General features: G+C 72.8%; 11 protein-coding genes. 8 read left to right on the top strand and 3 right to left on the bottom strand.

Annotated elements, in window-relative coordinates; all coding sequences use genetic code 11:
- Positions 1–2: 2 nt before the first annotated feature.
- Positions 3–947, bottom strand: a complete 945-nt coding sequence (locus AB0L65_RS41920) for a methionyl-tRNA formyltransferase (RefSeq protein ID WP_364257788.1) — start codon at positions 945–947, stop codon at positions 3–5.
- 126 nt (positions 948–1,073) lie between these two features.
- Between AB0L65_RS41920 and AB0L65_RS41915 the strand changes: the two genes are divergently transcribed.
- Entirely contained in the window at positions 1,074–2,372 is a 1,299-nt protein-coding gene (locus AB0L65_RS41915; RefSeq protein WP_364257785.1) for a lysine N(6)-hydroxylase/L-ornithine N(5)-oxygenase family protein, read from the top strand.
- A gap of 26 nt (positions 2,373–2,398) precedes the next feature.
- On the opposite strand, the gene AB0L65_RS41910 is transcribed toward AB0L65_RS41915, so the two are convergent.
- Positions 2,399–3,475, bottom strand: a complete 1,077-nt coding sequence (locus tag AB0L65_RS41910) for an alpha/beta hydrolase-fold protein (protein ID WP_364257783.1) — start codon at positions 3,473–3,475, stop codon at positions 2,399–2,401.
- A gap of 95 nt (positions 3,476–3,570) precedes the next feature.
- Here AB0L65_RS41910 and AB0L65_RS41905 point away from each other — a divergent pair, with 95 nt between their 5' ends.
- The 7 genes from AB0L65_RS41905 to AB0L65_RS41875 all read left to right on the top strand — a co-directional run bounded on the left by AB0L65_RS41905 (position 3,571) and on the right by AB0L65_RS41875 (position 21,440).
- The gene (locus AB0L65_RS41905; RefSeq protein ID WP_364257780.1) at positions 3,571–4,626 is read left to right on the top strand and encodes an iron ABC transporter permease; all 1,056 of its coding nucleotides are present in this window, start codon (positions 3,571–3,573) and stop codon (positions 4,624–4,626) included.
- A complete protein-coding gene (locus AB0L65_RS41900) occupies positions 4,623–5,687 on the top strand; it encodes an iron chelate uptake ABC transporter family permease subunit (RefSeq protein WP_364257777.1) in 1,065 nt (354 codons plus the stop codon). The genes AB0L65_RS41905 and AB0L65_RS41900 overlap by 4 nt, the downstream gene beginning before the upstream one ends.
- Before the next feature lie 87 nt (positions 5,688–5,774).
- Entirely contained in the window at positions 5,775–6,797 is a 1,023-nt protein-coding gene (locus tag AB0L65_RS41895; protein ID WP_364257774.1) for an iron-siderophore ABC transporter substrate-binding protein, read from the top strand.
- A 46-nt stretch (positions 6,798–6,843) separates the two neighbouring features.
- Positions 6,844–8,655: an ABC transporter ATP-binding protein gene (locus AB0L65_RS41890; RefSeq protein WP_364257771.1), complete on the top strand. Its 1,812-nt coding sequence runs from the start codon at positions 6,844–6,846 to the stop codon at positions 8,653–8,655.
- A gap of 7 nt (positions 8,656–8,662) precedes the next feature.
- On the top strand, positions 8,663–19,537 hold the full coding sequence (locus tag AB0L65_RS41885; protein ID WP_364257769.1) for an amino acid adenylation domain-containing protein: 10,875 nt from the start codon (positions 8,663–8,665) through the stop codon (positions 19,535–19,537).
- Positions 19,524–21,212 carry an ABC transporter ATP-binding protein gene (locus AB0L65_RS41880; RefSeq protein ID WP_364257766.1) on the top strand — a complete coding sequence of 563 codons (1,689 nt, stop codon included), beginning with the start codon at positions 19,524–19,526 and terminating at the stop codon, positions 21,210–21,212. The genes AB0L65_RS41885 and AB0L65_RS41880 overlap by 14 nt, the downstream gene beginning before the upstream one ends.
- Before the next feature lie 18 nt (positions 21,213–21,230).
- A complete protein-coding gene (locus AB0L65_RS41875; protein ID WP_364257763.1) occupies positions 21,231–21,440 on the top strand; it encodes an MbtH family protein in 210 nt (69 codons plus the stop codon).
- Here AB0L65_RS41875 and AB0L65_RS41870 read toward each other — a convergent pair.
- Entirely contained in the window at positions 21,433–22,527 is a 1,095-nt protein-coding gene (locus tag AB0L65_RS41870; protein ID WP_364257760.1) for a cellulose binding domain-containing protein, read from the bottom strand. The two genes, AB0L65_RS41875 and AB0L65_RS41870, sit on opposite strands and share 8 nt — an antisense overlap.
- Between the last annotated feature and the right edge of the window lie 5 nt (positions 22,528–22,532).

The raw sequence follows: 22,532 nt of genomic DNA, 5'->3' as shown, positions 1-22,532 counted from the left end.
GCTCACGGGTGGCGGGAGAGGTAGCCGCCCATCGTCCGGAACACCTCGCCAGCCGGCAGGTCGGTGCCGTCCTCGGTGCGCACCCGTTCGATCACCAGGCCGTGGCTGCGGCCCCGGCGGGCCTCGGCGCCGGCGACGATGACGATGCCGTCGCCCTCGCGGATGAAAACCCGACCCGGGGTGCCGCCGTAGACACCCTGGGAGACCGAGGCCTTCAGGACGCGGACGCGCTCGCCCCTGTAGTGGGTGAAAGCGTTGGGGTAGGGGTCGGACTGGGCGCGCACCAGCCGTTCGATGTCCTCGGCCGGCCAGTTCCAGTCGATGTTGCTGTCCTCGATCGAACGCTTGTGGAAGAAGCTGGCCTTGGTGCGGTCCTGGGGCGTCCACTCGGTACGGCCGGAGGCGATGAGGTCCAGGGCCTCCGCGACGATGGGGCCGATGAGGTCGACCGTGCGGTGGAACAGGTCGGCGGCGGTGTCGGCCGGGCCGACCGGGACGGCGCGCTGCACGACGATGTCCCCGGCGTCCAGTTCGGCGTCCATCATGTGGGCGGTGACGCCGACCTCCTTCTCGCCGTTGATGAGCGCCCAGATGAGCGGGGAGAAGCCGGCGTAGGCCGGGAGCAGCGAGTCGTGCACGTTGAGGATGCCGTGCCGGGGCAGGGTGAAGATCTCCGGCGGTATCCAGGTGCGCCAGTTGTTGGCGACGATGAGGTCAGGCTCGACTTCCTTGAGGGTGAGCAGGAGTTCGTCGTCGGGCCGGTTGCGGAGCACGACCGGGACGCCGTGCGCCTCGGCCAGCTCGGCCACCGAGTCGCTCCAGATCTTCTCGTAGGCGTGGTCGCTCTGAGGGTGAGTGACTGCCAGCACCACGTCATGCCCGGAGTCCAGCAGGGCTTGGAGGGTGCGATGCCCCCAGGTCTGGTAGCCGAACATCACGACCCGCATCAGCGCTCTCCTTGTGAGGTGAGGGGAATAAAGGTTAGGCTCGCCTAATTAGGCGAGCCTAACCTAAGTTGGTTCTTGATTCCACCCAAGGCTCCCATCTCGGACCGCTCTCTCGAAAGGCCTTTCATGCCCACTGCCGAGCAGCCCGTCCACGACCTCGTCGGCATCGGTTTCGGACCCTCCAACCTCGCCCTGGCCATCGCGCTGCGCGAGCGGCAGGCGCGTACCGGCGAGCGGATCGACGCGGTGTTCCTGGAGAAGCAACTCTCGTTCGGATGGCACCGCGGCATGCTCCTCGAAGGCACCACGATGCAGGTCTCCTTCCTCAAGGACCTGGTCACCATGCGCAACCCCACCAGCGAGTTCGGCTTTCTGTCCTACCTGAAGGCGCGCGGCCGGATGCTGGACTTCATCAACCACAAGACGATGTTCCCCTCCCGCATGGAGTTCCACGACTACCTGGAGTGGGCCGCGGCGCCGTTCGCCGACCAGGTCGAGTACGGCTCGGAGGTCGTCGCGGTCACCCCCGTCACCGCCGACGGCGCGGTGGAGTACCTCGACGTGGTGGTCCGCCAGGGCGACGGGGAGCTCAGCACCCGCCGCACCCGCAACCTGGTCGTCGCCGTCGGCCTGGTCCCGGTGCTGCCCGACGGGATGGTCGGCGACGAACGCGTCTGGCACAGCGAGGAGCTCCTGGACAGGCTCCCCACGCTGACGGACCCGCGCCGGTTGGTGGTGGTCGGCGCCGGCCAGAGCGCCGCCGAGGTGACCGACCACCTGCACGGCCGTTTCCCCGGCGCCGAGGTGTGCGCGGTCTTCTCCAAGTACGGCTACACCCCCGCCGACGACAGCTCCTTCGCCAACCGCATCTTCGACTCCGGCGCGGTCGACCACTACTTCGACGCGCCCGAGGCGGTCAAGGACAGCCTGCGCGCCTACCACGCCTCCACCAACTACTCGGTGGTCGACCTCGACCTCATCGACGAGCTGTACCGCAGGCACTACCAGGAGAAGGTGCGGGGCAGCCAGCGGCTGCGCATCCTCAACGCCTCCAGGCTCGTCGAGGTCGCCCGGGACGCCGAGGGCGTGCGCGCCACCGTCGAGTTCCTGCCCACCGGGGAGCGGACCGTCCTGGACGCCGACGCGCTCGTCTACGCCACCGGCTACCGGCCCGGCGACCCGCTGACCCTGCTGGGCGCCGTCGGCGAGCACTGCGAGCGGCTGCCCTCGGGCGCCCTGCGCATCGAGCGTGACTACCGGATCGCCACCTCCACGCACCTGCGCTGCGGCATCTACGTGCAGGGAGCCACCGAGCACACCCACGGCCTGACCTCGACGCTGCTGTCGAACACCGCCGTGCGGGCCGGGGAGATCGTCGACGCGGTGGCCGGGCGGCTGCGCACCCCGTACGCGTTCTCGCGCTGACGGCCGCCGCGGTGACGGCCCGGCCGTCACCGCAGCGCCCAGGCCACATCCCTGAGCAGGGCGTGCCGCCAGCCCGCCCGATCGTGGCCCGAGGCCGACCGGGAGACCCGCACGGTCGCGCCGGCCTGTTCGGCCAGGGTCTCGACCAGCTCGCAGTGCGGGAGCATCCGCGTCTCGTGCTCCCCCACGTCGAACGCGACCCGCAGTCCGGACAGGTCGGGGCGCTCCCGCAGGCGCTCGGCGATCGCGCCGCCGAGCGGTCCGCCCATGGGGCCGGCCAGGCCGGCGGCGCCGGGCGTCCACCAGAACGACCCCGACTGGCAGGCAACGGCCGACACCAGCCCCGGGAACTCCAGGGCCGCGTACATCGCGCTCAGCCCGCCGAGGCTCTGCCCGGCGACCACCAGCCGGTCCAGGTCTGCGGGCACGCCGCTCTCGGCGACCAGTGGCAGGAGTTCGTCCCGGACCGCCTCCCACAGCTCGGCCACGCACCCGAACTCGGCCTCCCTGTCCTGGGCGGGCAGGAAGACGAGCGTGACGGCGGGCATCTCGCCGTGGGCGACGGCCGAGTCGAACGCGGTCATGGCCGGGTGCAGGTACAGCCAGTCGTCCCCGTCGAGCAGCAGGACCACCGGCCCGCCGCCGCCCGCCGGGTGGACCCGCACGGTGCGCCGCCCGCCGAGCCGCTCACTGCTCCAGCGGATCCGGGTGCGCGGGAGAGGCAGGACGTCTTGAGCGCCGACGGCGGGCCAGTGCGGCTGGGCGGGGGCGTCCGGGGTCGCGGCGATGGACCGGTCACCGCCCGCGCCGGCCGGGTTGAACGGGTCGGCGCAGGCCCCGTCGTCCGTGACGAACCGGTACGTCACCCGTAGCCGCGCGGGCATGGCCACCTCGGCGTACCAGCAGTCCGTGTCGCCCCACCGGCGCAGGGGCACGGGCTCCGACCAGCTCTCGAAGCCGACGCTCGCCGGAGACCCGCGCCACAGGAACAGGGTCACCCAGCCGTCGCCGGCGGGCACCGACGCGGGCGCTCCCGCCGCCGCCCAGAACTCGTCGGAACCGGGTTCACCGGGGAACCCGAACGTGGCGAAAGTGTGCTCCATGCGCGGTCGTACTCCGTCCCTATCGTCGGCCAGAAACTAAGGATAGACTTACCTAAGTTTCATGATCGAGACGCGCCCCCGTGGATTGTAGGTCGATGAGTACGACTCTGGAGAAACGTCCCACGTCCGAGGTCACAGGGGTCCGCCGGCGGCGGGTGGTGTGCTTGGGCGCGCTCGCGATGGTTCTCCTGGTCGCGGCGGCGGTGTCGCTGGCCGTCGGCGCGCGCGGGCTGAGCCTCGCGGAGGTGTGGCAGGGGTTGTTCCCGGAGCCGGGCTCCGACCAGCGGCTCACCGAGATCGCGCTGATCGTGCAGACCGTACGGGTGCCCAGGACCGTGCTCGCGATCGTGGCGGGCGTCGCCCTCGGGGTCAGCGGGGCGTTGATCCAGGGGTACACGCGCAACCCGATCGCCGACACGGGATTGCTGGGGGTGAACTCCGGCGCCTCGTTCGCCGTCGTGTCGGTGATCCTCCTGTTCGGACTCGCCAATCCGTACCAGTACGTCTGGTTCGCCTTCCTGGGGGCGGCGGCCGCCGGCGCCGTCGTGTTCGGGCTGGCCAGCATCGGCCGGGGCGCGGGCAGCCCGCTGACGCTCGCGCTGGCGGGGCAGGGGGTCGCGGTGTTCCTGGCGGCGATGACGACGGCGGTCGCGTTATCGGACCAGGCGTCGCTGAACGCCCTGCGGTTCTGGAACGCGGGCACCGTCGCCGGGGTCGGATTCGACGTCATCCGGCCGGTGACCGCGTTCGTCGTGGCCGGGCTGGTGCTGGGACTCACCACGCTGCCCGCCGTCAACCTGCTCAACCTGGGTGACGACGTCGCGCGCGGGCTGGGCGTGAACATCACGCGCACGCGGACCGTCGGCATCGTCGCCATCACCCTGCTGGCGGGCGCGACGACGGCGGCGTGCGGCCCCATCGCGTTCCTCGGGCTCATGGTGGCCCACGTGGCCCGGTACCTCACCGGGCCGGACTACCGCTGGCTGGTGCCGTGCGCGGGCCTGCTCGGCGCCGTCATCCTGCTGACCTGCGACATCGTGGGGCGCGTGGTGACGCGGCCGGGCGAGTTGCAGGCAGGCGTCGTCGTCGCCGTCGTCGGCGCCCCGTTCTTCGCGGCGCTGGTCTGGCGCGGAAAGTTCAAGACGGTATGAACGAGACGGCGGTGAAGCGGCCGGTGACACCGGGCGTGCGGCTCGGCCACGCGTCGTTCGTGTGGCGGCCCTGGATGGTGCTGGTCACGCTGCTGCTGGCGGCGGCGGCCTTCCTGGCGTTCTGCCTGTCCATCGGCACCGGGGACTTCCCCATCGGCCTGTCCCAGGTGATCGCCACGCTCTTCGGCCAGGGCGAGCGGGTCGACGAGTTCGTGATCATGGATCTGCGCCTGCCGCGTGCCCTGGCCGGGCTCGTCGTGGGGATCGCGCTCGGGGTGTCCGGGGCGATCACGCAGTCCATCGCGCGCAACCCGCTGGCCAGCCCGGACGTGCTGGGCATCACCGGAGGCGCGAGCGCGGTCGCGGTGTTCCTGGTGACGGTGTCGGGCGGGGTCGCCGCGGCCGTCGTCGACTCCGTGGGCCTGTCCGCGGCGGCGCTCGCGGGCGGGCTCGGCACCGGGCTGCTGGTGTACTTCCTGGCGTGGCGGCGCGGGATCGACGGCCTCCGGCTCATCCTCATCGGCATCTCGGTGAGCGCCGTGGCGGAGGCGATCACGATCTGGCTGCTGGTCACGGCCGACATCCGGGACGTGGCGCGGGCCCAGGCGTGGCTGGTCGGCTCGCTGGACAACCGGACGTGGGGCGAGGTCTGGGTGGCGCTGTGGTGCGCGCTCGTCCTCATGGCCGTCGTGTCGTGTGTGGCGTTCCAGCTCAGGCCGCTGCACTTCGGCGACGAGGTCGCGGCGGGCCTGGGCGTCCGGTACTCGATGGTGCGGGCGGTCCTGCTGCTGTGCGCGGTGCTGCTGGCCGGCGTGGCGGTGAGCGCGGCGGGCCCGGTCCCGTTCGTGGCGCTGGTGGCGCCGCAGGTGGCGATGCGGCTGTCACGGTGCCCGACGCCGCCGCTGGTGGCATCCGGGCTGGTGGGCGCGCTGCTGCTGATCGGCGCGGACCTGGTGGCGCGTACGGCGCTGCCGGTCAGCCTCCCGGTCGGCGTGGTCACCGCCGCGATCGGCGGCCCTTTCCTCGTCTACCTGCTGGTGCGGGCGAACCTGAAGAAGTAAGGTTAGGCTAACCTAATCTGCGCATGTTACGGTTCCAGTGGATCGCACGAAAGCAAGGGATTCCGGATGCTCCTCCAGCGAAGAACAGTGACGAAGACCTTGCGGGGCATCGCAGTGGTGTTGTCCGCTGCGACATTGATCGCGGGATGCGGTTCCGGCTCGGCGGAGAAGCCGAGCGGCGACACCACTGCGGCCGCCACGGGTGGTGGCGTGTTCCCGTTGACCGTGGAGCACGCGTTCGGGTCCACGCAGATCACCAAGGCCCCCCAGCGGGTCGTCTCCGTCGGCTACACCGACGACCAGGCCATCCTGGCCTTCGGCATCAAGCCGGTCGGCATGGTCGACCAGTACCCGAACCCGCCGGGCAAGACCCCCGACATCAACACCCAGTGGCCCTGGGTGAAGGACCAGTGGGGCGACACCCGCCCCGAGGTCATCATGAGCAACGGGGACTCCGGCCCCAACTACGAGAAGATCGCCGCCCTGCGGCCCGACCTGATCATCGCGGTCTACTCCGAGATCGACCAGGCCGCCTACGACCGGCTCTCCAAGATCGCTCCCACGGTGGGCCGCACCAAGGCCGAGAAGGAGCCGTTCAGCGCGCCGTGGCAGGACAACGCGCTGCACATCGCCAAGGCGCTCGGCAAGGCCGACGAGGGCGCCAAGCTGGTGCAGGGCATCCAGGACAAGCTCGACACCGCCCGCAAGACGCACCCGGAGTTCGCCGAGCGCACCGCCGTTGCGGTGTCCTGGTACAAGAACTCGGTCGCCCCGTTCACCACCACCGACGTGCGCGGACGGCTGGTGTCGGGCATCGGCTTCAAGGGCGCGACGGAGATCGACAAGATCGCGGGCGGCAGCTTCTACACCGTGCTGTCCCCCGAGCGCATCGACCTGATCGACGTCGACCACATCTTCGTCATCGCCGACCAGGCGGACCAGAACGCGCTGAAGAACTTCAAGCTGTTCGCCAACCTGCCCGCGGTCAAGGGCGGCAAGGTGTCGTACCTGCTGGACAGCGAGGGCCCCGCGATCGGCGCGGCCATGTCGCAGGGCACCCTGCTGTCCCTGCCGTACGCGATCGACGAGCTCGTCAAGTCGGCCGCCTAGTGATGCCGGTGAACGTGTCCTGTCCCCGGCCTGCCGTGGGCCGGGTGTGAGCACCACCGGCACCCGCGTCGCCCCGGCGATCCTGCGCACGGCGACCGGACGCGAGGCCACCCGATGGGTCGCGGCGTACTGCCGCGAGGTGCCCTGGCTGACGAGCGCCACCGCGCTCACCGCGGTGGCCGCGGCGGCGCTCCAGGTGCTGCCGTTGCTCCTGCTCGGCCGGGTGGTCGACGGGGTGGTCGAAGGCCAGTCGCGGTCGGTCCTGGTCACCGTCGGGGTGCTGATGGTGACCGCCGCGCTGCTCGGCTCGGCGGCCACCACGGCGTCCACGTACCTGATCGGGCGGCTGGGCGCGGACCTGCTCGCGCGGCTGCGGGAAGGCGCCGTACGGGCGGTGCTGGGCATGCCGAGCGCGCGGATCGAGCAGGTCGGCCGGGGCGACGTGCTGTCCAGGGTCGGCGACGACGTGGCCGTGGTGTCCAAGGGCATCCGGACGGCGGTCCCCACGGTGTTCTCGTCGGGGGTGCTGGTCCTCATCGCCACGGCCGGCATGTTCGGGCTGGACTGGCGGCTCGGCCTGGCGGGCGCCGGCGCGCTGCCCGCGTACGCGCTGGCCCTGCGCTGGTACCTCCCCCGGTCCGCGCCGCTCTACCAGCGGCAGCGGGAGGCGCAGGCCGATCGCGCGCAGGCGCTGATCAGCGGCCTGAACGGGATCGACACCGTCCGGGCGTACCGCCTGGAGGAGGCCTTCCGCGAGCAGGTCACCCGCGAGTCGTGGCGGGTGCGCGATCTCGGTGTCGAGGTGTTCCGGTTCTTCGGCCGGTTCGTCGGCAGGGAGAACCGCGCCGAGTTCATCGGGCTGGTCCTGATCCTCGTGGTGGGGTACGTCCTGCTGGAGGCCGGCGCCGTCACCCTGGGCGAGGCATCGGTGGCGCCGCTGCTGTTCCACCGGCTGTTCAACCCGCTGGGCGCCATCCTGTTCACCTTCGACGAGGCGCAGAAGTCGGGCGCCAGCCTGACCCGGCTGGTCGGCGTGCTGGGCGAGGCCACGGAGGAGCGGCTGGTGGGGCGGGTGGCCGCCGCGGACGCCGGGCCGTACCCGGTGGTGGTCGAGGCGCTGACGTTCAGCTATCCCGGCAGCCAACCCGGCTCGGAGCGGCCGGTCCTGCGGGACGTCGACCTGGTGATCCCGGCCGGCGGGTCGCTGGCGCTGGTGGGGGCGACGGGCGCCGGCAAGTCGACCCTGGCGGCGCTGATCGCGGGCATCGGGACCCCGCAGGCCGGGTCGGTGCGCATCGGATCGACCGATCTCGCCGGGCTGGACGAGGCCGGCGCGCGGGCCCTGGTGAGCATCCTGACGCAGGAGACGCACATGTTCTCCGGTCCGCTCGCCGGCGACCTGCGGCTGGCCGCGCCGGAGGCGGCCGACGCCGAGCTGATGGACGCGTTGCGCAGGGTCGGCGCCGACACGTGGGTCGCGGCGCTGCCCGACGGGCTGGACACCGTGGTCGGCGAGGGCGGGGAGCGGCTGGACGGCACCAAGGTCGCCCAGATCGCCCTGGCCCGGCTCGTATTGGGCCGGTCGCCGGTCGTGGTGCTGGACGAGTCGACCGCGGAGGCGGGCAGCCAGGGCGCCGCCGAGCTGGAGCGGGCCGTGGCCGCCGCCTGCAAGGGCCGTACCACGCTGTTCGTGGCGCACCGGCTGACCCAGGCGATGGCGGCCGACCGCATCGCCGTGCTGGACGCGGGACGCGTCGTGGAGCAGGGAACCCACGAGGAGCTGGTGGCTCTGGGCGGCAGGTACGCGCGGCTGTGGCGCGCGTGGCAAGAACCTTCATCCTTCGAAAGGGACGGCTGAGTCTTCGATGACGGAACCGAGCACTCGTCTCGCACTGCTCTCTCCCGCGCGCCTGGCCGACGTGCGCCGGCGGACCGGCGGCTACTCCGACAGGACCATCACCAAGGCGTGCGCCATCGGGCTGGCCTACTGGGCGGCCGGCCAGAGCCCCGGCAGTCTCGACCTCACCTCCGCCACCCTGTTCGCCGACGTCCTCGGATGGGCCGACAACGGCGGGGACGGGGTCGCCGGCTGGGAGGTCGGCGCGGACGGCCGGAGCATCACCGTCCCCGAGGGGGTCGCGCCGGCCGACGCGCAGCTCGCGCTGGACGACCTGGCCGACTTCCCCGATCGGCCCATCGGCACCATCGGCCCGTCCAGCGTGCCGGCCCGGCTCGCGGCCCTGGCCGAGTGGAACGACAACGACGTGGACCGGGTCCGCCCGACCATCGTGGAGATGTTCCGCGAGCAGGCTCGGACCAGGCCGGACGCCGTCGCCATCGTGGACGGGCACCGGTCGCTGACCTACCGCGAGGCGGCCGAGCTGTCCAACCAGCTGGCCCACCACCTGATCGACTGCGGGCTCACCGCCGAACAGATCGTCGGCATCTCGCTGGGCCGCTCCGCCGAGATGGTGATCGGCCTGCTGGGCGTGCTCCAGGCGGGGGGCGCGTTCGTGCCGCTCGATCCGCAGTGGCCCGCCGCGCGCCGGGCGGTCGTCATCGAGGACGCCGGGGTCGTGGCGCAGCTCAACGACTCCGGCGAGCGCGGCGCGGGCGAGCCGGAGGCCGTGGCCGTCGATCTCGACGACTGGCGGTTCGGGTCGTATCCCACCGAGGACACCGACATCGCCGTCCCCGGTCCCGCCCTGGCGTACGTGATCTTCACGTCCGGTTCGACCGGGCGGCCCAAGGGCGCGATGATCCGGCACGAGGCGATCAGCGAGCGCCTGCTGTGGCAGTCCCGCGAGATCCTGGGGTTCGGCCACGACGACGCGTCGCTGTTCAAGGCGCCGCTGTCGTTCGACATCTCCATCAACGAGATCTTCCTGCCGCTGGTGTGCGGCGGCCGGCTGGTGGTCCTGCGGCCCGGCGGCGAGCGCGACCCGCACCACCTGCTGAGCGTGATCGCCGAGCAGCGCGTCACCTTCACGTACCTGGTGTCGTCCATGCTGGACGTGCTGCTGGAGATCGCGGGCGACTCCGGGCGGCTGGACAGCCTGCGGCACGTGTGGTGCGGCGGCGAGGTGCTGACCCCGGAGCTGTACGAGCGCTTCCGCACCCGGCTCGACATCCCCATGTACCACGGCTACGGCCCCGCCGAGACGACGATCGGCGTCTCGCACGTCATCTACCGGGGCGCGGCCGAGCGCCTGTCGACGTCGATCGGCAAGGCCAACCCCAACACCGAGCTGTACGTGCTGGACGAGGAGCTGCGCCCGGTCCCGGTCGGCGTCGGCGGCGAGCTGTACGTGGGCGGCTTCCTCCTGGGCCGCGGGTACGTCAACGCGCCCGGCCTGACGGCGTCCCGGTTCGTGGCGAACCCCTTCGCCGGGGACGGTTCCCGGCTGTACCGCACCGGCGACCTCGCGCGCTTCGCCCCCGACGGGTCGCTGGACTTCCTCGGCCGGGCCGACAACCAGATCAAGATCCGCGGCATGCGGCTGGAGATCGAGGACGTCGAGATCGGCCTGGCGGAGCACCCCCGGGTCCGGCACACCTGCGTCGTCGCCAAGAAGAACGCGGCGGGCGGCACCTACCTGGTCGGGTACGCGATCCCGGCGGCCGGGAACGGCGACCTGCGGGCGGACGAGGTCAAGGCGTGGGCCGCCGAGCACATGGTCGAGTACATGGTGCCCGCGCACGTCGTCGTGATGAAGGAGTTCCCGCTCACCGCGAACGGCAAGCTGGACCGGGGCGCGTTGCCGGAGCCGGCGATCGGGACGGGCGCGATCGTCGCGCCGGCCACCGAGAACGAGCGCCTGGTGTGCGCGGCGGTCGCGTCGGTGCTGCGGCTGGACGAGGTCGGTGTCGACCAGAACTTCTTCAGGCTCGGCGGCGACAGCATCCTGGCGATCTCGCTGCTGAGCGCGCTGCGCGACGCTGGCCTCCACCTCACGGCGACGCAGATCTTCGCGAGCCGCAACGTGGGAGCGCTCGCCGCGGCGGCCACCCGTGACGACGTCTCCACCGTGGATCGCGGGGACGTCGCGACCGGCCCCGTCGCGGGGGCGCCCATCGTGCAGTGGCTCGGCGAGCACACGGAGGCGATCGACGGCTTCGTGCAGTCGGTGGTGCTGAACACCCCGGCCCACCTGACCGCCGGCGCCCTCGGCGAGCTGCTCGCCGCCCTGGTCGGGCGGCACGACCTGCTGCGCGCCAGGCTGGTGCGCGGCGAGCGCTGGGGCTTCGACATCCCCGAGGCGGACGGGGCCGTCGTGGGGTGGGAGGCGAGCGAGCGGCCGCTCGACGAGTGCGTCCGGCTCGCCACCGCCGGGCTGGCCCCGGACGACGGCGTGATGCTCCGTGCCGTCTGGCGGCGCGAGGCGCGGCAGCTCGTCCTGGTCGCCCATCACGTGGTGATCGACGGCGTGTCCTGGCGGATCCTGATGGAGGACCTGGCCACGGCGTGGCGGCAACTCACCTCGGGCACGCCGATCCAGCTGCCCCCGGTGGGCACGTCGTTCCGGCGCTGGACGCAGCTGCTGGAGCAGGCGGCGTTCGACGCGGACCGCGACCACTTCCAGCGGCCCCTGCCGGGAGCGGACGAACCGCTGGGCAGGCGTCCGCTGTCCGCGTCCGACACCGTCGCGCGCGAGCGGACCCAGGTCGTCCCGGTCGGCCCCGAGGTCACCGCCGCGCTGCTGGGCGAGATCCCGGCGAGGTTCCACGCGGGCGTCAACGACGTGCTGCTGACCGCGCTCGCCGTGGCGCTCGCCCGGTGGCGGCGCGACCTCGGGCAGGACCAGACGTACGCGCACATCGAACTCGAGGGCCACGGCCGCGAGGGACGCTTCGTGGCGGACGCGGCCGGCTACGAGCCGGACCTGTCGCGGACGGTGGGCTGGTTCACCACGCTGTTCCCGGTGACCGTGGACCCCGGCGCGGCGGCCGATCTCACCGCCCCCGACTATTTGTCCGCGGCGCTCAAGGCGGTCAAGGAGGACCTCGCCCGGGTGCCGAGCAACGGCGTCTCCTACGGCGCCCTGCGTTACCTGACCGGCACCGGGTTCGCCGCGCCCGCCCCGCAGGTGCTCTTCAACTACCTGGGCCGCTACGACGCGGGCGTGTCCGGGGACTGGCGGCTGGCGGGCGCCACGGGGCAGCTGGGCGAGAAGCGCGACCCGGGGATGCGGCTGCCGCGTGCCCTGGAGTTCAACGCGATCGCCGAGCCCGGCGCGAGCGGCGCGTACGAGCTGCTCACCACCATCTCCTGGCCGGACGGGATGTTCGCCGAGGAGGACATCGCGACGATCGGCGAGTACTTCCGGACCGCCCTGACCGGGCTGGCCGCGCTCGAGCAGGGCGGCCACTCCCCCAGCGACTTCGCCGCGGTGGCTCTCACGCAGGCCGACGTCGACGCCCTGGACGGCCCGGCGCTGCGGGACATCCTGCCGCTGACCCCGTTGCAGGAGGGCCTGTACTTCCACTCGGTCTTCGACGACGACTCGGCGGGCAGCTACGTCGAGCAGCAGATCATGACGCTGGACGGCGACGTGGACGCCGGCCGGCTCGCGGCGGCGGCCACCCGGCTGTTCGACCTGTTCCCGAACCTGGCCGCGCGCTTCGTGGCCCTCGCCGACGGCCGCGTGGTCTCGGTGCTGGAGAGCGGGGTGGAGGCGCCGTTCACCACGCTGGAGCGTCCCGGCATCACCGAGGACGAGATCCGCGACCACGCCGAACGGGACCGCCGCGCCGGGTTCGACCTGGCCACCGGCCCGCTGATGCGCTTCACCCTCATCCGTACGGGTTCCGGTGGGAACGTGCTGGTGCAGACCGTGCACCACATCCTCGCCGACGGCTGGTCGGTGCCGCCGATGCTGCGCGCGCTGCTGGCCGAGTATCACGCGCCGTGGACCGCGTACCCGCAGGGCGGCTTCGCCGACCACGTGCGCGCGCTGGCCGCGCGCGACGACGACGAGAGCGACCGGGTGTGGCGCGCTCAGCTCGCCGGCCTGCCCGGCCCCTCGCTGGTCGCCGAGGGGCACACCCCGTCCGGCCGGTACGCCGAGACCACGGTGGAGCCGGACGACGACATCGATGCGGCCGCCCGGTCGGCGGGTGTGCCGCTGAGCGTCGCGGTGCACAGCGCGTGGGCGGTGACGCTGGGCGGCATCCTGCCGGGCAAGGACGTGGTGTTCGGCTCCACAGTGTCCGGGCGCGACGCGGACGTGCCGGGCATCAAGGACATGGTGGGCCTGCTCATCAACACGATCCCCGTACGCGTCCGATGGGACGGCGCCACCACGGCGGGCGAGCTGCTCGCCTCGGTGCGGGACCACCAGAGCGCGGTGCTGCCGCACCAGCACGTCTCCCTGACCAGGATCGGCCGCCAGGCCGGCGGCGGCCCTCTGTTCGACACCCTGGTGGTGTTCGACGTCGCGGCCGACGTGGACGGTCTGCGCAGGCCCGGCGACGAGTTCGCCATCACCGGCATCGTGAACGAGGGGGCCCCGCACTACCCGCTGACGCTGGTGGTGGAGCGCGCACGCGACGGCCGCCCGCGCTTCAACCTGATCTACGACGGCGACCTGCTGCGGGAGGCGCGCGCCCAGGCGATCCTGCGCGCGTTCACCCAGGCGCTGACCGGCCTGCTCACCCGGCCGGACGACCTGGTGCCGGACCGCGCCGGGCAGCCCGCGCGGGTCACCCCGGCGACCTTGGGCGAGCTGTTCGACGCCGCCGCCGAGCGCGACCCGGCCGCCACCGCCGTCACCCAGTGCGGTCTCGACGGCGGCACCCGGTCGCTGACCTACGGCGAGCTGGCGGAGGCGAAGAACGAGCTGGCCGCGGCGCTGCGGGCGGCCGGGGTCGGGCCGGGCAGACGGGTCGCCGTCGCCGTCCCGCGCTCCGTCGAGCAGGTCGTCGCCCTGGTCGCGATCGTCAGCGCGGGCGGCGCGTACGTGCCGCTGGATCTGGCGTACCCGGACGAACGGCTGGAGTACGTCCTCGCCGACGCCGCCCCGCAGGTCGTGCTCGTGGACCGGGACCAGCGGGACCGCTTCACGGAGCTGGCGGCCAGGGCGGGTGTTTCGGCCCACGTGCTCGTCCAGGGAGACGAGCTGCCGCTGGACCCCACCGCGCCCGAGGTGAGCAGGCACGACCCGGCGTACGTGATCTACACGTCCGGATCGACCGGCAGGCCCAAGGGGGTCGTCGTCCCGCACTCCAGCGTGGTGACGCTGCTCGCGAACACCCGGCCGGACATGGACTTCGGCCCGGATGACGTGTGGGTGCAGTTCCACTCCTACTCCTTCGACTTCGCGGTGTGGGAGCTGTGGGGCGCGCTGGCGCACGGCGGTGAGCTGCTGGTGCCGGAGTACGGGCTGACCCGCTCCCCGGTCGACTTCCACCGGCTGGTCCGCGAGCGCGGAGTGACCGTGCTCAACCAGACCCCGTCGGCGTTCTACCAGTTCATGGAGGCCGACCGGCACGCCGGCGAGCCGGTCACCGCGCTGCGCCGGATCATCTTCGGCGGCGAGGCGCTGGACCTCGGGCGGCTGCGCGGCTGGGTCGAGCGGCACGGCACCGGCTCGCCCGAGCTGGTCAACATGTACGGCATCACCGAGACCACCGTCCACGTCACGCACCGGGTGCTGACCGACGCGGACTTCGCCGCCGGCGACGGCGCCAGCCCGATCGGCGGCCCGATCCCCGGCCTGGTCACCTACCTGCTCGACGACCGGCTCCGGCCGGTGCCGCCGGGCCGGGTGGGCGCCATCTACGTCGCCGGCGACCAGGTGTCGCTCGGCTACCTGGGCCGGCCGGGGCTCACCGCGAGCCGGTTCGTGGCCGACCCGTTCGCGGGCGACGGCTCCCGCATGTACCACACGGGCGACCTCGCCCGCCGCACGCTCGACGGCGAGCTGGAGTTCGCCGGCCGCGCCGACGACCAGGTGCAGCTCAAGGGCTTCCGCATCGAGCTCGGCGAGGTGGAGTCCGCGCTCAGGGAGCTCGACGGCGTGGTCGACGTGGCCGTCACCGTGGCCGGCAGCGGGGACCACCTGGTCGCGCACGTCGTGGGCCGGGTGCCCGGCGACGTCGCCGGCCTGCTGTCGGCGAAGCTGCCCGCGCACATGGTGCCGCGCCGGGTGCTGCGGGTCGGGGCGCTGCCGCTGACCGTCAACGGCAAGCTGGACCGCAAGGCCCTGAGCGAGCACGCCGAGCGGGACGACGCTCCGGTGCCCGCGGGCGATTCCGAGCTAGCGGCGCTGGTGGGTATCTTCGCCGACGCGCTGCCCGGCTGCGAGGTGGACGGCGACACCGACTTCTTCAGGGCCGGCGGCGACAGCATCGTCATCATCACCGTGGTCAACCGGGCCAGGGCGCTCGGCCTGCCGATCACCCCACGGGACGTGTTCCTGCTCAGGACGCCGCGCGCGCTCGCCGGACACCTGGGAGCGCCCCGGGCCACGGAGCCGGTGCCCGCCTCTCCTGAGGACGGTCCGCTGACGCCGACGCCGATCATCCTGCGTCAGCGGGGGCTGGGCGGCTCTCTCGCCCGGTTCGCCCAGGCCAGGACGCTGGTGGCGCCCGAGGGGACCGGGTTCGCCGACGTCGGACGCGCCGCCGAGACCGTCGTGGCCGCACACCCGGCCCTCCGGCTGCGGCTGCGCGTCGAGCACGGGGCGTGGGCGCTGCGCACCGAACCCGCCCGCCAGGTCACCGTCGCCCGCCCGGACACGACCGACGCGACCGACGTCGCGAACGAGGCCGCCGGACGGCTCGACCCCGAGGCCGGGGAGATGATCGCGTTCTCCTGGCTGGCGGCGAGCCGGACCCTCGTGGTCACCGTGCACCACCTCGCCATCGACGCGGTGTCCTGGCTGGTCCTGCTGGACGACCTGGCCGCCGCCCTGCGCGGGGCGGCCCTGGCAGCGCCGACCACGTCCTACGCCGAGTACGCCGGCGCGCTGGCGGCGGGGTCCGCCCAGGCGATCGGCGACCTCGGGCACTGGGTCACCACGCTCGAAGCGCCCCCGCTGCTGCCCGTGGTCGAGCGGCTGCGCGAGATCGTGGTGGAGGTCGCACCCGAGGTGACCGCCCGCGTGACCCGTACCGCGCCCGCCACGCTCGGCGTCGGTGTCACCGAGCTGCTGTGCGGCGCGCTGCGGACCGCGCTGACGCACGTCCAGCCCTCACCCACCGACCTCGCGATCGAGCTGGAGCGGCACGGCCGGGTCCCGGCGCTAGAACACCACGACTACTCCCGTACGGTCGGCTGGTTCACCTCCATCGCGCCCGTACGGCTCAGCGCGCACACCGACCCCGTCGCGGCGGCTCGCGAGCTCGCCGAACGGCAGCCGGACGAGCGCGGGCACGTCGCCTATGGCCAGCTCAGATACCTCAACCCGCAGACCGCGCCGCTGCTGAACGCGCGCCCGCAGGTGCTGTTCAACTACCTCGGCCGCGGCAGCGAGTCCCAGGCGCTCGACATCACCGGCGGCGACCCGGGCAGCCCGTACGCCGTCGAGGTCAACGCGTGGATCGACGCGGCCACCGGGAGCCTGCGCGCGGTCTTCACCCTCGCCGAAGGCGTCCCCGACGAGCTCACCGAGCACTGGCGGCGCGCCGTGGAGCGGATCGCGGACGCCGCCGCGACCGCCGAGTGGACGGCGCCGGTCACCCCGCTCCAGAGGGGTCTGTTCTTCCAGGCCCAGCTGGCGGGCCCGGCCGGGCACTACGTCGCCCAGAACTACTTCACCTTCGACCGGCGGCTGGACACCGGCGCCCTGGCCGAGGCGATGGCGTACGTGATCGCGCGGCACCCGGTCGTGGGCGCCGGCTTCACCACCGACGCCGGCGGCGACCCGGTCCAGGTCCTCGCGGCGGGCCGGCGGGTCGACGTCCGCGTGGTCGCGCTGTCGACGGACACTGAAACGGACTCAGCGGTCGAGGCCCTGCGCGCCCGGGACCGCGACACGGGCTTCGACCCGGGTGAGCCGCCGCTGATCCGGCTGACCGTGGTGCGCCTGCCCGGCGACCGCGACGGCCTGCTGCTGAGCTACCACCTGCTGCTGTGGGACGGCTGGTCCCGCGAGATCGTGCTGCGGGACCTGTTCGACGCCTATCAGGCCGTCGTCGCGGGAGCGCCACTCGTCCCGGTCCCGGCCACGCCGAGCTTCGAGAGCCACGCCCGGGCGCTCGGCGCCAGGGACCTCGCCGCGTCGGAACGCTTCTGGGCCGCGCACCTGACCGGCCTCCCCGGCCCGACGCTGCTCGCCGAGCCGTCGCCGTCGCTGCCGGACGAGCTGCCGCGCGCCCTCGTGCGCACGCTCTCCCCCGGGCAGTCGGACCTGCTGCGGGAGGCGGCCAGGACGCACGGCGTCACGCTGAACTCGGTGCTGACCGGCGCGTTCGGCCTGCTGCTGGGCGCGCACACGGGCCGGAGCGACGCCGTGTTCGGCGTGACCGTCTCCGGCCGGGAGGGCGAGGGCCTGTCCGACATCGTCGGCGTGCTGCTCAACACCGTGCCCATGTGGACGCGGGCCCGGCCGGACGACACGGTACGGGAGTATCTGTCCGCCGTGCAGGCGGCCAGGGTCGCCGCGATGGAGCACGAGCACCTGGGACTCGGCGAGATCCAGCGGGCCAGCGGGCACGACACGCTGTTCGACAACCTGTTCGTGCTGCAGAACTTCCTGGACCTGGACGCGCTCGCCACGATGAACGCCCGGCACGGCATCACCGAGGTGCGCGCCGAGGACTCCACCCACTACCCGTTCACCTGGGTCGTCACGCCCGGCGACCGGCTCACGATCAAGCTGGAGCACCGCGACGACGACGGGGAGCGCGCCCGCCGTCTCCTGGACGACTACGTGCGCGTGCTCGAGGAGCTGGCCCGCTCGACCGGGCCGGTGGGCGCGCTGCGGGGTCTGGGGCCGGAGCCCGAGCCGGCCGTACGCACGGACGTCGGCACGGACACCGTCGTCGACCGGTTCGACCAGGCGGCGGGCAGCAGCCCGCAGCGGGTCGCGCTCGTCGCCCACGGACGGACCATGACGTTCGCCCAGCTCAGGGACCGCAGCCGCGCGGTGGCGGGGGTGCTCGCCCGGCGCGGCATCGGCCCCGAGACGACCGTGGGCCTGGCGATCCCGCGCTCCCTCGACTCGATCGTGGCGCTGTTCGCCGTGCTGCGCGTCGGCGCCGCGTACGTGCCGCTGGAGCTGGACCACCCGGACGAGCGGATCGCCGCGATCGTCGCGGACGCCCGCCCGGACGTGATCCTCACCGTGAGCGCGGTCTCCCCCCGGCTGACCGGCGACCTGATCGAGCTGGACCGCCCCCTGCCCGAGGCCGAGCCGTTCACGACGTTCGCGCCGGACGACCCGGACCGCCTGCGGCACCCGGCGTACACCATCTACACCTCCGGATCGACCGGCAAGCCGAAGGGTGTGGTGACCGAGTACGCCGGGCTCACCAACATGCTCATCAACCACCAGCGCCGGATCTTCGAACCGGTGCTGGCGCGGCACGGGCACCGGGTCTTCCGGATCGCGCACACCGTGTCGTTCGCGTTCGACATGTCGTGGGAGGAGCTCCTGTGGCTCGCCGACGGCCACGAGGTGCACATCTGCGACGAGGAGCTGCGCCGCGACGCGCCCCGCCTGGTCGAGTACTGCCTCGAGCACGGGATCGACGTCATCAACGTGACCCCCACCTACGCGCAGCAACTGGTGGCCGAGGGGCTGCTCGACGACCCCGCGCGGCGGCCCGCGCTGGTACTGCTGGGCGGCGAGGCGGTCACCCCGGCGCTGTGGCGCCGGCTCGCCGAAACCGAGGGGACGGTCGGCTACAACCTGTACGGACCCACCGAGTACACCATCAACACCCTCGGCGTCGGCACCTTCGAGTGCCAGGACCCGGTGGTCGGCGTGGCGATCGACAACACCGACGTGTACGTGCTGGACCCGTGGCTGCGGCCGGTGCCGGACGGCGTGCCCGGCGAGCTGTACGTGTCGGGCGTCGGCATCGCGCGCGGCTACCTCGGGCAGCCCGCCCAGACCGCGCACCGGTTCGTCGCCTGCCCGTACGGCGAGCCCGGCGAGCGCATGTACCGCACCGGGGACCTCGTGGTCCGGCGGCCCGACGGGAACCTGATGTACCTGGGCCGGACCGACCAGCAGGTCAAGATCCGCGGGCACCGGGTGGAGCCGGGCGAGGTCGAGGCCGCGTTCGAGGCGCACCCGGCGGTGCGGTTCGCCGCCGCGGTCGCCCAGCCGGACCCGCAGGTGGACGGCGCGTACCGGCTGGCCGCCTACCTCGTGCTGGGCGACTCCGACCTCGCGACCGTCGCCGCCGAGGTGGGCGCCGGGCTGCCGGACTTCCTGCGCCCCACGCACTACGCCCAGGTCGACGCCATCCCGCTGACCGTGAACGGGAAGGCCGACGCCAAGGCGCTGCCGGAGGCCAGGCCGCTGGGCGCGCTGACCACGGCGGGCGAGCGCGGCCCGGCGACCGGGACCGAGACGGTGGTGTGCGAGTTCTTCGCCGAGGCGCTGGACCTGGACGACGACGAGGTGAGCGCGGTGAGCGACTTCATCTCCCTGGGCGGGCACTCCATGCTGGCTGTGCGGCTGATCGGGCTGCTCCGCCGCGAGTACGGCCCCGTGATCACCATTCGTGACCTGTTCGCCCTGCGGACCCCCGAAGCGATTGCCCGGCACCTCGATGACAACTCCTGACCGTACGGGGTCCGGCATCCTGCGGACCGCACTGCGACGCAACGCGGGCGCCATGGCCTGGGGCACCGTCCTCATGGGCATGTACCAGGCCGGCGAGACCGCCTTCCCCATCGCGCTCGGCCTGATCGTCGAGCACACGATGCGCGAGCGCAGCCTCGGCTCGCTCGCGGTGTCGATCGCCGCGCTGGCCGTGATCATCACGACGGTGTCGCTGTCCTGGCGGTTCGGGATGCGCATCCTGCAGAAGGCCAACACGACCGAGGCGCACCGCTGGCGGGTACGGGTCGCGGCCTGCGGCCTCCAGCCCGTGGCCAGGGACGCCGACCTCAAGTCCGGCGAGGTCCTGACCATCGCCACCGAGGACGCCGACCAGACCGCCGACATCATCGAGGTGGTGCCGCTGCTGGTCAGCTCGCTGGTCGCGGTGCTGATCACGGCGGTCGCCCTGGGCACGGCCAACGTGTGGCTCGGCCTGCTCGTGATCGTGGGAACCGTCGCCATCCTGTCGATCCTGAGCGTGCTGTCCAGGCGGATCGGCGCCGGCACCCGCGAGCAGCAGGCCCGGGTGGCGCGGGCGGGCGCGAAGGTCGCCGACCTGATCACCGGCCTGCGGCCGCTGCACGGCTTCGGCGGCACCCACGCGGCGTTCCTGTCCTACCGGAAGGTCAGCACGGAGGCGAGGAGCCAGGCGGTCACCGTCGCCAAGGTGAACGGCGCGTACGCCGGCGCCGCGCAGACCCTCAACGCCATCCTCGCCACCGCGGTGACCCTGACGGCGGGGTGGCTGGCGTTCGACGGCCGGATCACCATCGGCCAGCTCGTCATGGCCGTGGGGCTGGCGCAGTTCATCATGGAACCGCTCAAGCTGTTCTCGGAGATGCCGAAGTACGTGATGATCGCGCGCGCGTCGGCCGAGCGGATGGCGCTGGTGCTGGCCGCGCCCGCGGTGATGACCCCGGGGCCGGAGCGCCCGTCCGCGGGCGGGGACCTGGAGGTCGACGGCGTCCGGTACGGGGCGCTGCGCGAGCTGAAGTTCCACGTGCCGGCCGGGGAGTTCGTGGCGATCGCCGCCTACCAGCCGCGCGCGGCGGCCGATCTCGTTTCGATCCTGGCCGTGCACGTCCCGCCCGGCGCGTACGAGGGCGTGGTGCGGGTCAGCGGGCGGGAGGCGGCGGACCTGGCGATCGAGGCGGTCCGCGAGCGCATGCTGGTGAACCCGTACGACGGGGAGATCTTCGCGGGCACCCTCCGCACGAACATCGACCCGGCGGGCACCGGCCGCCTGGTCCCCGAAGCCGTCGAGGCGTCCATGCTGGTCGACGTCGTCGCCCTCCACCCCGAAGGGCTCGACTACGGCGTCCGCGACCGCGGCGCCAACCTCTCCGGCGGGCAGCGCCAGCGGCTGTCGCTGGCCCGCGCACTGGCCGCCGACGCCGACATCCTCGTCCTGCACGACCCGACCACGGCCGTCGACGCCGTCACCGAGCAGCTCATCGCACGCAACGTCGCGGAGCTGCGCCGGGGCCGCACCACCATCGTGATCACCAGCAGCCCGGCCCTCCTCGACGCCGCCGACCGGGTCCTCGTCCTGGACGACGGCGTCATCACGGCGGAGGACACCCATCGCAACCTGCTCACCACCGACGAGAACTACCGCCTGGCCGTGGCCCGGTGAACCCAGAAAGGATCAAGCATGACCACCAACCCGTTCGACGACGCCGACGGCCGCTTCCTGGTCCTGGTCAACGCCGAGAACCAGCACTCCCTGTGGCCCTCCTTCGCCGAGGTCCCCGCCGGCTGGACCGTCGTCCTCCCCGAGAACTCCCGCGCCGCCTGCCTGGACTACATCGAGCGAACCTGGACCGACCTGCGCCCGCGTTCGCTGGCCGAGAGGCTCAGCTGAGCACGCAGCTCACCTGGGGTGGCGTGTTGGTGGCGTTGTTCCAGGTCGCGTTGAAGCCGAACGCGGTGGACGCGCCGACCGGCAGGCTGCCGTTGTAGGCGGCGTTCCGCGCCGTGACGGTGGCGCCGTTCTGCGTGATTGCGGTGTTCCACGATTCGCGGACCTGCTGCCCGTCGGCGAACGTGAGGGTCGTCGTCCAGGCGGAGGCCGCGCGCGTGGAGGTGTTCTTCACGGTGACCTCGGCCTGGAAGGCGCCGCCCCACTGGGAGATCACCCGGTAGGCGGCGGTGCACCGGCCGTCACCGGGCGTCGGGGTCGGCGTCGGTGTTGGGGTCGGCGTTGGGGTCGGGGTGGGCGTGGTCGGCGGGATCACGCCGTCGAGCACCCGCGCGAGCGCCGGGTACCAGCGGTCGGCCATCTTCTGGAAGCCGGCGTCGTTGGGGTGCACCCCGTCACCGGTGTCCGTGGCCGTGTTGAAGCCGGTCCACTGGTCCACGACCACGATGGGCGACTGCGCGGTCGTGAGACCGGCGGCCCAGCCCGGGATCGCGTTGTCGAGCGCCGTCACGCTGGCCGCGCAGGTGGGGCAGCCGGACGGGTTCATGGGGATGATCTGCGCCACGATGATCTTCATGTTGGGGTTGTTCGCGCGCATCTGACCGACCAGCTTCGTGTACGCGGCCAGAACGGTGCTGGTCGGGATGAAGCCGCCCCACATGTCGTTGGTGCCCAGGTGCATGAGGACGATGTCGGGCCTGGCCGCGGCCAGCCACGGCGGCAACTGGTTCTGATCGGCGATGCCGGTGGCGGAGTAGCCGCCGTGGCCCTCGTGGTCGCCGTCGTAGGTGTAGCCGTAGTTGCAGCCGCCGTCGGGGTCGCTGCCGACGAAGTCGATGCCGGTGTACCCGGTCGTCTGCAGGCGGTGCCAGAGCATGGCGCGCCAGCAGCCGGGTCCGGCGGTGATGGAGTCGCCGAGCGGCATGATGCGCACGGGCGCCGCCGCCGACGTGGCGGGCAGGGCGGCCCCGAGGGTGACCGCCAGCAGGAGCGCGGTGAGCAGGGCGTACAGGTGGGATCGGCGAAGCATCGAGT

The organism is Nonomuraea sp. NPDC052116, assembly GCF_040680035.1.
In the GTDB taxonomy this organism is placed as follows: Bacteria; Actinomycetota; Actinomycetes; order Streptosporangiales; family Streptosporangiaceae; genus Nonomuraea; species Nonomuraea angiospora_A.
The sequence above is the reverse complement of the archived record's forward strand: the minus strand, read 5'-3'. Positions and strand labels throughout refer to the sequence as shown.